Annotated in this window: 7 protein-coding genes; all 7 read right to left on the bottom strand. The window is 48.3% G+C overall.

The window, feature by feature from the left end; translation table 11 throughout:
- Positions 1-91 precede the first annotated feature (91 nt).
- The gene (locus DNH61_RS00770; RefSeq protein ID WP_111144788.1) at positions 92-1,120 is read right to left on the bottom strand and encodes a class I SAM-dependent methyltransferase; all 1,029 of its coding nucleotides are present in this window, start codon (positions 1,118-1,120) and stop codon (positions 92-94) included.
- Between the two features lie 127 nt (positions 1,121-1,247).
- Positions 1,248-5,624, bottom strand: a complete 4,377-nt coding sequence (locus DNH61_RS00765) for an Ig-like domain-containing protein (RefSeq protein WP_111144787.1) — start codon at positions 5,622-5,624, stop codon at positions 1,248-1,250.
- A gap of 173 nt (positions 5,625-5,797) precedes the next feature.
- Positions 5,798-7,000, bottom strand: a complete 1,203-nt coding sequence (gene metK / locus DNH61_RS00760; RefSeq protein ID WP_111144786.1) for a methionine adenosyltransferase — start codon at positions 6,998-7,000, stop codon at positions 5,798-5,800.
- A gap of 150 nt (positions 7,001-7,150) precedes the next feature.
- Positions 7,151-7,423: an alpha/beta-type small acid-soluble spore protein gene (locus tag DNH61_RS00755; protein ID WP_111144785.1), complete on the bottom strand. Its 273-nt coding sequence runs from the start codon at positions 7,421-7,423 to the stop codon at positions 7,151-7,153.
- Between the two features lie 105 nt (positions 7,424-7,528).
- Entirely contained in the window at positions 7,529-8,032 is a 504-nt protein-coding gene (locus tag DNH61_RS00750) for a hypothetical protein (protein ID WP_245947814.1), read from the bottom strand.
- A gap of 73 nt (positions 8,033-8,105) precedes the next feature.
- A complete protein-coding gene (locus DNH61_RS00745; RefSeq protein WP_111144784.1) occupies positions 8,106-10,637 on the bottom strand; it encodes a hypothetical protein in 2,532 nt (843 codons plus the stop codon).
- A 162-nt stretch (positions 10,638-10,799) separates the two neighbouring features.
- Positions 10,800-13,697: an S-layer homology domain-containing protein gene (locus DNH61_RS00740; protein WP_181438526.1), complete on the bottom strand. Its 2,898-nt coding sequence runs from the start codon at positions 13,695-13,697 to the stop codon at positions 10,800-10,802.
- Between the last annotated feature and the right edge of the window lie 77 nt (positions 13,698-13,774).

Below are 13,774 nucleotides of genomic sequence, written 5' to 3'. Positions count from 1 at the left end.
TAGATTAGAAGACTCTCATTTAGTAAAAGCTGCAAATAGAAAAAGCGCCGGGAATCATTTAGGAAGATTCCAGGCACGTATCCATGTAATTTCAGTATTCATTTTTGATGCAGGTAAGTTCCATGGAGCCGTTGTAGTGGGATGAGACACTGTAATGTTGAACCGTAAAACCGATTTTCTCTAGCAGCTTGCGAAGCGACACATAAGAGAAATAGTTCAGATGTTCTACAACCCGCCACATAGGATCCTGGTCTTTGTGAATGAGGGAGAAAGCACTCTCAAAGTTTGGGGTTGAGAGCCACAATACTCCTTGGTCGTTAAGCAGACTGTGCGCCTTCTTCAACGCAGTAACTGGGTCAGCCATATGCTCAATGACATCACCCATACAAATGACATCATAGCCGCGGTTGTCTTCGAAATGCAGGAAATTCTCCGTTAGAATAGGAACGCCTAACATCTCAGATACCCTTTTCGCGTAAACCGGACGAATATCCATCCCCGTGACATCGAATAGAAACTCCTTGGCAACAGCTGAGAACTCACCTGCACCTACACCAACCTCCAGAAGCCTGTTTCCAGGCGTCTGTTCCTTGATTCTAGTCATAATCTGACTGATCATCGGGAACAGCCTGCTGTTCGGATTGAGATTAAATGAGAACGCAGTACTGGTTAAAAGCTCATCGAGATTCATCGGATAACTGCTGGTAAATAGGTGGTGGCAGTCCGGACAACGGTTCCAAACCCGCACAGGATTAAAACCGGGTATGAAATCCAGACCAGTAACCGTATTGATACAAGCGTACAGCTCATTTTGCTCATTTCCGCACAACGTACATTGATTAACCACCTGCTCATTTGTTGGAGTATATACATAGTTATGAGATGGGTGATCTTCCGGAACTAAAAGAGCAGCTAACTGAGGCTGGAGTTCAAATGCTTGCGTATGATATTTCTGAGACACGGCGATGTTTTTCCGGCGGTTGTAAATCTCGCCAAGTCGATAGCTGGATAGAGCTGCTGCTACCGGATCTTCCAGTAAATCCTCGTACGCTTGAATGGCTTGCTCATCATGTTCTCGAAGTAAAGCTTCTGCTTGTTTGAATTTCTCAGCTGTATTCATTCTTTCCCTCCAAGTTCTGATATGGCAATGTACGGGGTTCTATCACTGCTCCGCTTGTTGACATTCCGAAGCCCCTGGCTTGCATAGCAGCCTGGGGCCTCGATACACTATTATTTTTACCCTTACGTTAAACATCTATAAATTCCACATAATCGAGCAGGCGCTTGATCATGACGACTGCCTGTGCCCGTGTCGCGTTGGACTTTGGACTAAAGACAGTGGAGGAGGTTCCGTTTATTAATTCACTCGATACAGCCTTCGCTATATCCACCTGCGCCCACGAAGAGATGGACGTCCGGTCCTTAAACCGGGAGAGCACGGACAATGTTGTACCCGAGAGGTTCAACTCCTTGCCTGCGGTTTTAGCTGCCCGGGTCAGCATGGCTGCAATCTGCTCTCTTGTAATCGGAGCATTCGGCTTGAAGGTGCCATCCGTGTAGCCCTGGATAATACCCGCCTTTGAAGCCGCTCCAATATATGCTGCCATCGTGGTCGCTGCATTAACATCCTTGAATTTCGCAGCTGCCGCCTTATCTCCAGCAAGGCCAAGACCTTTGGAGATATAAGCTGCGAATTCACCCCTGGTAATTGCTTTGTCCGGATCGAAGGCTGAAGCTGTTTTCCCCTCCGCTACGAACTTGTTCACCATCAGCAGCACATCGTTGCGTCCCCAGTGCTTCTCGATATCCCTGAAGGTCGTTGTTCCCTTCACGGCAGCGAACGAGCTGCTGATTTTACTCTTGAATGTAATCAGCGTGTAGCCGTCAGACTGTGTCATCTTAGTTGGCACATAAGATAAGACGCCTGTCTGCGGATCCAGCCATACCATGCCGCTCTGACGCGGTGTAATGGCTTGCGCTGTCCGGATTGTGCGAGTGACATAGTCTTTAAAAGCCGGCAGCTCAATATTCGGGCCATTATTGTGCACGAAGGTCTGGTAAATGACCGGACTTGTCATTAACTGTGCCTGAGACCGGTTAATGGCCGAGATCAGGTCCACCGTTTGGGTGGAGGTTGTCGGCTCCATCTTCAGAAGCAGATACCCGACTGTCCCCCCAGCATTGAGCAGCTTCGCTGTCTCTGTGTAATCAATCGACGATACCGGCACCTCATAGGTGGTGTCTTTGTACTTCACCACGAACGCAGCATCCGCTGTCATACTCTTCACTTCTTCCAGAGCCCGCAGCGGTACGGCAACGACTGCCGCACGCTCCGTCTCCGGTACCGTAAAGACTACCCGCCCTTTCGAAGCGCTTGAGCTCCTTGCTGCACTGAATGCTGCGGACACCTTCTCGTTTGTCATCGTATAGCGGTTAACTGTCATTCCCGTTGGGGTCGTATCCGATGTAACCATGGCACCCGTCTTGTCCATCTGGATTGCGCCGTCGGTCGTCTGAGTTACTCCTTCGGGCAGCGTAACGGCCGTTCCAGTCCCTGCTGTCTGATTCAGAGCGGCATTATCTGTGAAGCCCGGTATCGTTGTCCCGCTGGTCGTACGAAGCCCGATACCCGAGTTTGAATAACTCACTGTTACGGCCTCTCCTGCAAGAACAGGCGAGTGCAGCGTCAGGTATACAGAGGCTCCTGATACCATTACGGAGGCCACTGACCGAAGCTGACCGCCTACCCTGACCGAGAACTGACTCGACAGCGGCGTATAGGCCGTATCAAGCGCCTGAGGATAGGTAATCAAGATCTGGCTGCCGTTCGCATACAGACCGCTGTATGTCCCCGTTGTAGTGATGCCTGCGGTCATACCGCTGAATGGCAGTGCAGCATTGCCGGAGGCGTCCGTGACCGCTGGTGTGCCTCCTGTATAGCTGACAAGGACACTCTGTCCCGCAGTTACTTCAGAAGCCAATGTTAACAGGACGTTCCTGCCTTCAATGCGTACATTCGTGATAGTCCGGTTGGTGCCGTTAACAACCACTGTGAATTGGCTGACACCAGGAACTCTGGATGTGCTGAGCGCTTCATCATAAGTCAGCGTCACGGTTGATCCATTCACCGCTGCGCTCGTAATGACCGGCGCACGTGTATCCAGGTTATTCACAACGCTGAAACCTGTGAATGCCTGTACCCTGTTGCCGCTCAAATCCTTAAGCGGGTAAGAGCCTGGCGTGTAGCTGACCGTAACGCTCTCGCCGCTGCCCGCCGCACTGCTTAGGGTAAGCGTCAGCGTGGCATTAGATCCGCTGATCTGCTGGACGTACCGTGCCGAGCCTCCGATATTAACTGAGAATTGGCTGCCTGCATAAGGAGACACCGTGTTGAGATTCTCGTTGAACGTCAGGGTCAGCGTGTTGCCGACAATCGTCCCGCTGGTTGGACGCGGCAGCACGTTATCCGATGTATTCGTGACATCTTGATTATTAAAGGCTATCGCCTTGTTGCCTGACAGGTCCTGTACGGCTTTGGAATCTTCCGGCACCGTGTAGGAGATCTTCACTGCCTGTCCGAAGACAACACCGCTTTCCAGCGTTACGATAACGGTCTGCCCTTCAACGGACACGGCCGTTATAGCTCTGGAGACACCATTGACTGTTACGTAATAGCTGCCGGGATACGGGTGAGCACCCTTAGCCAGCTCCTCATTGTAGATCAAGGCAATCTTGGACCCGCCTGACATCTGCGCACCCGTAAGCGATGGTGCCGTACGGTCTGAGCCGATGGTTTGGAACGTCCACTCATATGGATTCAGAATACCGCCAAAGCGGTTTCCGGACATATCCGTTATTGCATCTGCAGCTATCTCAACATAATAAGATGCGGCTGCCGCCAGTCCTGCTTCTCCTTGGGCAGGCGTGATTACCAGTTTGCGGTTATCTTCCGCGCTAATGCTGAGAGTCGTCGCTATACTGGTCTGGCTGCCGCTTGCAGCAGTTGTTGTCCGCTTAATGACTGCCCCCGCCGAATTGGCAATAATGATGGGCTTGCTGAAGGTGGCTGTGAACTGCGAATCAAGCCGAACGCTGTTCGTGCCTGCAACAGGCGACAGGGATACGATCGTAGGCACCGTGCTGTCGGAGCTTGCCGTGAATTTCCATGCATTCGTGTCGTTAATACCCGCGTAATAATTACCTGAGGCATCCACGAAGGCTGTGCTCGATACCTGAACATAGTATTGTGTGCCCTCTACGAACTGCTTCCCCGATTTCACAATAACTTTCGTCGTGCCACCGCCCGTTACCTGACTGGATGTAACAGGTATCGTAGCGAAGGTAGTATGATTAGATGTATTACGGATCGTAATCGAACCGCTGGCTGGAAATACTGGCTCGTCGAAGAGCAGCTCCAGTTCCCCCGCCAGTACAGCCACTGTTCCGTTAGGCTGAGGCTTGAGTCCCTCTCTAACGAGCTGAGGCGGTCTTGTATCGGAGCTGAGTCCTGTAGAGAAGTTCCAAGTACTGGCGTCATAGATCCCCTGGAATGCTACCTCTCTTGCAGCCTCATAGACAAACATTCCCGTATCCACCAATATGTAATACGCCGTATTTCCTTCGAGCGAGGCAGAGAAGGATGCTTGGCTGCCTGTGACCGTCACACTGCTCAGTGGAATCGTACGTACCGTCTCATTGGTGTTAAGCTTATTGATTTTGATAGAACCTGTAGTCCCTTTGGCAATGTTGGCATTAAAGGTCATCGTAAACTGCGGGCTTGTTGAAACAGCATAGGCATTGTCAGCCGGCAACCGTTCCGGCATAGGCATTGGCGGCGCAGAAGATGTGAACGACCAGCCGCTGTATGCAGCAAAGCTGTTGCCTGCCATATCCTGAAAAGCGCCCGCAGTAATGGATACCGAATAGGTCGTATTCGATTTGAACGGGGTCAGCGGGGTGATGCGGATCTTGTTGGTTCCTCCACCCTGTACATTGGAAGACAGTACGCCTACCGTCTGTGTATCACCGGCTGCCGTAAACGTAACCGTACCGTTCGAAGCAACAACCGGCTTATTAAATGTCAGCTCCACGTAAGAACCTGCATAGTTCACCGTTCCTGATACAGGAAACTGCTCCGTAACGACAGGCGGTGTTGTATCGCTTGCAGCCACAGTGAAAGACCAGTCCGTCGCATTGCGGATGCCGGCATAGCCTTTGCCCGAGCTACTTACGAAGGCCCCTTCGTCCACAAGGACATAATAGCTGGCGTTCACCTGCATATCTCTCTCTGGATCGATCGTCACTACCTTGGGATTAGTAGGCGAAATGGAGACCCTGCTATTCGTCGCCACCGTGTAGGACTCAACGATTTCATTGGTCGCTACGCTCCGGAGCGTGATAGCGGCTGCTCCGCTTCCCTTGGTCACATTCTCATCAAATGTCAGCGTCAAATTGCTGCCTGGCGAAATATGAACCGCCTTGTTCGCCGGATATGTAGCAAGCAGCAGCGGGCCATCAGATCCTGCTATCGCGGATGGCAGCACTTGCCCTAACGGTGCAGCCCCCATTTGAATCATGACAACAGCCATTAGGCTTAGAATGAACTTCTTCCCTTTCCAGAACAAACCGGATCACTCCCCATAAAATTACACTTGTATCTTTATTGTCGGTTTTAACCAATACGAACTTTAGGTTTTGGGCAATGTTAAAATCTAGATGCAAAAAAAGCCTGCATTCAGCCAAAGCTGAATACAGGCTTTTATTTTTATAACACCTTATAGCATGACTAACTTGAGACTTACAGACCAGCATCTGCTTTCAGCTTGTCCGCTTTGTCTACACGTTCCCATGGCAGATCAATGTCCGTACGGCCGAAGTGACCGTAAGCTGCTGTCTTGCCATAGATTGGACGACGGAGGTCGAGCATCTTGATGATGCCTGCAGGACGGAGATCGAAGTTGCTGCTGATGATATCAACCAGCTTCTCTTCACTTACACGGCCTGTACCGTATGTATCGACACTGATCGATACCGGGTTGGCAACGCCAATTGCATAAGCCAGCTGGATCTCACACTTATCTGCCAGACCAGCTGCCACAATGTTCTTGGCAACATAACGGGCAGCGTAAGCAGCAGAGCGGTCAACCTTTGTCGGATCCTTACCGGAGAATGCACCGCCGCCATGGCGAGCGTAACCGCCATACGTATCGACGATGATTTTACGGCCGGTAAGACCTGCATCACCCTGTGGTCCGCCAATTACGAAACGGCCAGTTGGATTGATGAAATACTTGGTCTCGTTGTCGAGCCACTCTTCCGGAACGACCGGACGAATAACATGCTCACGAATATCACGCTGAATCTGTTCGAGTGAGATTTCTTCAGCGTGCTGGGTCGATACAACGATAGCGTCGACACGGACAGGTTTCCCATCCATATATTCAATCGTGACCTGAGTCTTGCCATCCGGACGGAGATACTCAAGTGTGCCATTCTTCCGCACTTCTGCCAAACGGCGGGAGATGCGGTGCGCAAGCGCGATCGGCAGCGGCATCAGCTCTGGTGTTTCGTTAGAAGCAAAACCAAACATCAGACCTTGGTCGCCTGCACCGATATCTTCATTCTCCTGCTGCACATCTTTGCCTTCGCGTGATTCGAGCGCTGCGTTAACGCCTTGGGCGATATCAGCGGACTGCTCGTTCAGGGAAGTCAATACGGCGCAAGTGCTTGCGTCAAAGCCATATTTCGCACGGGTATACCCGATTTCTCTAATTGTACGGCGAACAATCGATGGAATATCGACATAGTCAGCCCGTGTGCTGATTTCGCCAATGACGAGCACCAGACCTGTTGCAACCGAAACTTCACACGCAACCCGCGCATGTGGGTCAACCTCCAAAAATGCATCTAATACCGCATCCGAAATCTGGTCACAAATCTTGTCCGGATGTCCTTCCGTAACAGACTCGGATGTGAATAAGTGTCGACCTTTCATCGTCATCCCGTATCGACCTCCTATAAATAGTATGAGTACAAGGCGTACCGTCTACACAAAAAATGAACCTTTTCCATGATGGAAAAGGTTGTTAGACAACTCTTCTAGGACAGTATGATACCGGATATGTCGCTTGATGTCAATTAATCACTGTGATTACAGTCCTCTTAACACCTGTTCGGCTTGTTGAACAAGCCTTCTTGTAATCATTCCGCCAACTGCACCAGCATCACGGGTGGCGATTGTCGGCCAATCGACTTCACCATAGACAGAGGCTGGAGACGAACCAAGCTCGCCTGCAAACTCGCTGCTAAGGTCACCAGTCACTCCCTTGGTTAAACCAAGCTCTGCGGCAATCTCATACTTCATGACATCCAGCGCCTGGTTACATTCGGGTACAACCTTCAGATTGCTTCTGTTTCGCCCCATTACGGGCACCTCCTTAGCGGTTGATGCCTGTAGTATATGGAGCGGTCCAGAGCCTCAAGCGTATAAGATGTTGTCACCAGGGGAAAAATGTCTCATTACACATGATTATTTAATTTCATAGCCTCCGCGCACCATTACCGTCAGGTTGGAGTCAACCCCTGGTGCCACCATTATGCCGCGACCGCCTCTTGGAAACAGGATCAAGTGGTTGTTCGGAACCGGCTTGCCATTCGTAATATCCTTGCCGTCGGTCACATCGGCGATGCCGTTGGAGTCTTCACTATAGGCAACTGCTTTGCCAGCACGTACGACGACTTCCGCTCCATCCTTTGCGATCAGTATTTTACCCGCCTTAACGGACACGATCTCTATAGCACTGCTGGACGTATTGGAAGGCTGCTGTGCGCCGGTTCCGGCGCTACCACCGGCTGCAGCAGCCACTTTCTGATCGACATAGCTCTTCGTCACAACCGGATCTTCAACAGAGCCCGGTGTAACCACCACTGAATCGGCGTGAAGCTCCTTCTCAGGGGATAGTAGGGTTCCTGCCCACATACCAGCACCGATCAAGATAACGGCCACCGCTGTTTTTGCTGCTTTGTTTCGCAATTCCCGCAGCTCCTTTCCCGTAGTCTATGACAAGCATACTAGATTACGAGAAGGGAATCCATAGAATCTGCTGTTAATTTCGGTCAAACCATTTCATTTCCTTAGAGGCAATCAGCACCTTGGCATTCTCGACCACATCGTACACATTGATCACGTAGGTCTTATAATCACGGACTTTGTTCTGAATTTCCGGGTCGTTGAAGGCGATCTCCATAGGAATATCGGTTCCTGTTTTCAAGAACGGCTGGTTATCCCCTGATGCTTTGAGCAGGTCGAATGTCTTAGAGTACGTTGCCTGCGCCTTCTCCTGGTCCACAAACTCAATCATAATCTTATGTTCACCTGCTACATAGTCAAACTGCTCATCTGTCGCCAAATCATAATCAAACTCCAGCTTGACGCCATCAACCTGATACATTCCTGACACATTCAGGTTAGCACGCATATTCTTAAGCCCCAAGGTGTAAGCAGAGAATGTAATCTCGTTGAGCGTTGAGTTAATGGAAGGCACCTGATTGATTACGCGGTAGGAGACAGGATTAATCAAAATGCTCTCGGTTACCGTATTTTCCTGACCTGTTCCCGCGCCTGTTCCGGCATTTATAGACTTACTCAGCGCCTGGCCAAAAATCAGATTATAGTTTGCAGTATTGAACGATTTGCCAAGCTGTCCTGTTACGGATACCAACACCTTGCCATTAGCCATAACCCGCTCTTTGATCTCTGATATCTTCAGGGGTACATAACGGCCTTGGTTGTCCTGCAGGAAGGCGCCGAGAGCGGCCAATTGGGCAGAGCGTGTTTCCAGATTAACCACTTCAAACTCCGTGTAGAAATAGTTAACATTAGTACCCTCATAAATCGCCGTATTTCTGACCTTTACACTTGCCTTATTGCCAACGCTATTAATCTCATATATCTGCTCAGGCATAATCGTTTTAATCGCATTGACCTTCTGCCCGGTAAACTGGAACAAGTTCTTGACCGGTTTTTCCTTGGGCGCTTCCGTCAGAACGAAAGAAATATTGTCCACCGACGTGGTATAAGGAATTTTCGTGTAGACAACCATATGATAAGTGGAGCCAGGTGCAATGTTAATCGTCTGGTCCAAAGCAGCTGTAGTTGTGTCACCCGTAACTCTGACCCCATTAATAAGGAAGTAACCGCTGAGCTCTGCTGGAGTGCTCTTGCTAGTGGAACTTGTATTCTTAATTGCAAGATCAGCCACAAGAATATCATTATCCGTTTGAGGCGTGCGCTCTACCGAGCTTAATGTTATCTGGTAATCCTTATTGTAGGTAAAAGAAGTACCTACTGCCCCCTGCTGCGTTGAAGTTCCGAACTTATAAATTCCCAGGACATAGCTTTCCTGTCCTTCTACTGCAGCCGTCCGGACAACCAACTCTACGCTGCCTTTATCAACGTCAGCAGGTATTGTACCCGACAGAGCAATAGCCTTCTTAATATTTGGAAGCAGGGTGACCTGTTCTTCCTTATTGTATGTCAGCGGGTAGGAAACATTGTTCTTCGTTCTGAGCGAGAATTCCAGCGCCGGCAACTTAACTGCTTCTGCTCCGATATTCTCAAGAACATATTCCATGGAAAGATCCGTTTTACCGTCATTCTCATTGAGTACAGCATTCTCTGCTGCTGTTTTGACACGCTGGCCTTCCATATAGATGGTACGGGATTTGTTCACAGCAGTAGCAGCAGCTGCCTTAAAAGCCGGAATGGCAAAAGCACCATGCGGTATCTTCGCTTTGTTCGCCTCATCCTTGGTATAAGGAACAAGTGTAACCGACTTGCCGCTAAGCGCTTTAGGCACCTTAGCCGTTAGCGTAACGATTTTGCGTTCTTTTGGCTGAAGCGTAGACTGTGCTATCGATGCTGAATTCACATCGTACACGGAATAATTGTCCGACTGCAGCGCAAACCCGACATTAGCAAGATTAACACTGCTATATCCAATATTCTCAAGCAAGAAGCTTAATGTAACATACAATGAATTCTGATCTTGAGTAACGTAATACTGCTTGAGCGCACCCTTCACCTTGGTATTGCTCATCAGCATGATACCTGGTTTATAAGCAGCGGTCTTAATAGATGTATCAGAAGGAAACTTAATCGTTCCTAGTCTTCGTTCATAATTAGGCGCGGAGAAATCCCACTTTACAACTTCAAAGGACAAATCCTTTAGCTTTGTTGTGTTATCAACCGTCGCAAAATACGTCATACTTACTGAGGATTTAGCGGGAACCAGTTTCCGCTCCTTGTCCGCTTCGGACACAGTAGCTGTAATGGATTTACCGCCCTTCCCTTTAAGCCGGGTCCAATAATCAATGAGATTCAAGTCTCGCGAACCGTTGTTGGTAATGGTTACGGTATAAGAGAGAACAAGCCCCTTATCCTGCATAAGCAGCCTTGCATCACGAATCTGCAGGGTGCTGTTCGCATTAAGTCGTACAGATTTACTTACAGCTGCGGCAGCTGACACCACTCCTTGAGTAGAATTGTAAGAAAAACCGGTGCTCATGTAGCCTGGTTGCAGCAGTAAGGCTATCGCAGTAGCCGAGATTATACCATTCTTGATAAGCTTCTGTTTCACGTAGACTCCTCCTGGATCTTAATACTCTATTAGACGAAGAAATATCCAATTTTGTTTCGTCCATTAAGAATATTTCACGCACAAAGCAGCCACACTAGGATTAATATGTATAAATAGAAAAACAGACAGGAGAGAATCTCCTGTCTGTTGATCGCAGAGCGTTTACTCTACAACTACTACTGTGCTGCCAGATACATTATTGTTCGTAATGAACGTTACTGTTGCTTGACCTCTTTCAGCACCTGTTACAGTTTTGCCGCTAACTGTTACAGCCTTATCGCTGGAAGCCAGAAGACCATCAACAGTAATTGCTTTACCATACTGGTCTTTCACTTCAATTTCTTCAGCAAGGTTCAGAGAAGTACCGTTGGTAACAGTGTACTCGGACTTCTTGAAAGTTACTGTAGTTGCTACAGGAGCTGCTTCAGAAACTGTTACAGTAGCTGTTGCAAGTGTTGCACCATTGGAACCAATTGCTGATACTGTGGAAGTACCAGCTTTAACACCCCAAATCACTTTGCCTTCGGAACGAAGAACATTTTGATCTTGACTTGTTACGAGTGCGAAAGCAGAAGCCTGGTTGATTGCAACGTCTTGACCGCTGTACTTACCAACCAATTCAACAGTTACACTGTGAGTAGCTTTTGCGTCCTTACCACCGTATACAGTGTCAACCGTCTTAATAGCGTAGTTAGTAACGTCGCTATTCTTCAGTACTGTTACTTCAAACTCAAAAGCTTGGTTTGCATTCGCTCTTACTTTGAAGCCTTCAATAGCAACGAGTGTAATCGTTACTTTAGTTTTACCTTCTTTAAGAGCTACCAATTTACCGTTGTTGTATTGAACAACTGTTGGGTCTGTTACTACTACGTTGTACGTGTCTTTAGTTACAGACTTAGTACGACCGTAGTTGTCAAGATACTTAATTGTGTCAGTGTCGAGCTTGGACTCTCCACCTACTGTAAAGTACTTAGCAACGTTCGCTTCTACAACTCTTACTGCCTCAGACGCTGGTTGAACAGTCAGTTGAAGCTGACCAACTTGAGCTCCGTCAAGATTAGCATAAATGTGCGCAGTAGTATTAGCAGCTACGCCAGTGAACTTGAACTCAAGTTCTCCTTTTCCGTTGATACGTGGGTAGCCAGCTTCAAAGCTTACATTAGAGGTAAATGCTACTTTACCCTTCTTGACTGCATCACTTGCAGTAGCGCTAATTACAGCAAAGTCTTTACCTGCCAGTTGCTGATCGAATTGATCAACTGCTACGAAAGGAATCTTCACGATTTCACCAGCAACTACTTGAGTAGCTGGAGCACTCAGTTGAAGAGACTTAACTGTTGCAGAACCTTGAACGTTTAAAGCAAGGCTAGCACTTGCACTAGTAGCTGGGTTGATCGCATTAATCATAAGTGTACCAGTCTTAGTACCAGTGTTGAACTTGAAGACGCCGTTGCTGTCCACAGAGTAAGAACTGATGAAACCAGCTTCGCTCAGGTAGAAGTTGATGCCGTCTTTTTCGAAATAAGTAGCATCTGCTACAGATACGCTAGAAGTAGTTGCACTAAACAGGATTTTCGCACCGTACTGATCTACCATCTCGTAAGGAAGAACCAGACCAGATTCGTTAGCGGAAATACGTGTCTTACCTTCCAGTGGAGCTACATTGCCCAACTTGATGGAAGTTGCTGCGCTGCCTGCTACTACTTTGTACTGCTTGGAAGCAGTGAGACCAGCAGAAGGGTATACAGCAGTTACTTGCACAAGGTCATCAACCTTAACTGCACGGTTAGCAACAGCTGGGTTCTTAGCTTCTTCGCTAGCCAGGTTGATTTCAGTTTTGTTGTTAGTTTGAGTAGTTGTCAGTGTAGCACCAGTGTTTGCATGAACTACAGTAACTTGTGGAGTTACGTTCATTTTCTTGCCGAATTGGTTCAGAACATCAATCTTCAGGTCTTGTGTACCTGCTTTTTGCAGGGATGTTGCACCGATTTCAATCTTAGCTGCTTTTGCTTCTTCAACTTTAACTGTAACCGGATCAAAACCTTTAACTGTTACAACATATTCGTTAGCTGGCAGATAGTTTGTAGAAAGTACAACGGACTTGTTGTCTTCTGCCCATTTGTGGGAAACATTGTAAGGAATCAGACCTGCTTTAACTTCGTAAGTCAGACCTGCTTGCTCGTTAGCGCTCAGAGCGCGGTTGAAGCTTACAGTAATTTCGCCAGCATCAGTTTGAGCAGCTTTGGAGATGGACAGAGCGCCCAGTGTTACTGTTACTTCATAAGATTGACCGTTGTGCTCAACAGTTACCTTAGTTGCTTGACCAGCAACAAGAGCAGTGTCGAGGGTTTTCTTAACAACAGTACCATCAGTGAAAGTTACTTCGATGTTCTTGTCGTCAACCACAACTGCGGATTGAACGGATACTGCACCGTTAACTACTACGTAAGAAGCTTCTACAAGCAGTTGGCGAGTAGCGTTAGCTTTGTAGTTGGATTGTGCAGGGATGATGCCAGCTTCTACAGCTGCTGCAACATAACCTTTAGCCCATGCGCTTACAGTACCTTGAACTGCTGCGCTGGACTCTTCCAGACCAGCGGACAGAACAACTGTTTTAGCCATTTGTTCAATCGTTACTTTACCGTTCGGATTGAACTTGTTCAGGCCAACACCTTCCATCAGGTTAGCTTTTGTTACTGCACCGATAAAGCCGATTGCCCAGTGGCTCTTAGCAACGTCAGTGTAGTTAGCTGCGGAAGCCTCTTGAGGCAGGCCGTTAACCAGTGCCAGAACTTTGGAGAATTCTGCACGAGTCATTTCTTTGTTAAGACCAGCAGTACCGTCCGGGTAACCCTCGAAGATACCTTGTTCTTTCAATGCATCAAACTTTTGTTGCGCAGTCAGCTCAGCTGCGGATGCCATGGAAGCAAAAACGGAGAATACCATAGCGATTGCAACGAGCAAGGATAAACTTTTCTTCATAACCTTTTTTTCTCCTCCTCTAAAATGCTTCGGTTGTTGAGAGTTTTGTAAAGATAATTGATGGCTCGTTTCCCTCATCGGCCGATTCACCCCCTTCCCAGAGTAGAGCGCGATAATATAATTGATGTCTGCGTCCATGTTTAACCCTTTGTAAG

It is taken from the genome of Paenibacillus sambharensis, from assembly GCF_003233845.1.
Classification (GTDB): Bacteria; Bacillota; Bacilli; order Paenibacillales; family Paenibacillaceae; genus Paenibacillus_I; species Paenibacillus_I sambharensis.
Note: the sequence above shows the minus strand (reverse complement) of the source record. Positions and strands in the feature narration are given on the sequence as shown.

Excerpts from the sequence above, each read along its gene's own strand:
- DNH61_RS00755 (WP_111144785.1), bottom strand. The coding sequence starts at position 7,423 with ATGGGGCGAAACAGAAGCAATCTGAAGGTTGTACCCGAATGTAACCAG.
- DNH61_RS00770 (WP_111144788.1), bottom strand. The coding sequence starts at position 1,120 with ATGAATACAGCTGAGAAATTCAAACAAGCAGAAGCTTTACTTCGAGAA.
- DNH61_RS00740 (WP_181438526.1), bottom strand. The coding sequence starts at position 13,697 with ATGAGGGAAACGAGCCATCAATTATCTTTACAAAACTCTCAACAACCG.
- metK (WP_111144786.1), bottom strand. The coding sequence starts at position 7,000 with ATGACGATGAAAGGTCGACACTTATTCACATCCGAGTCTGTTACGGAA.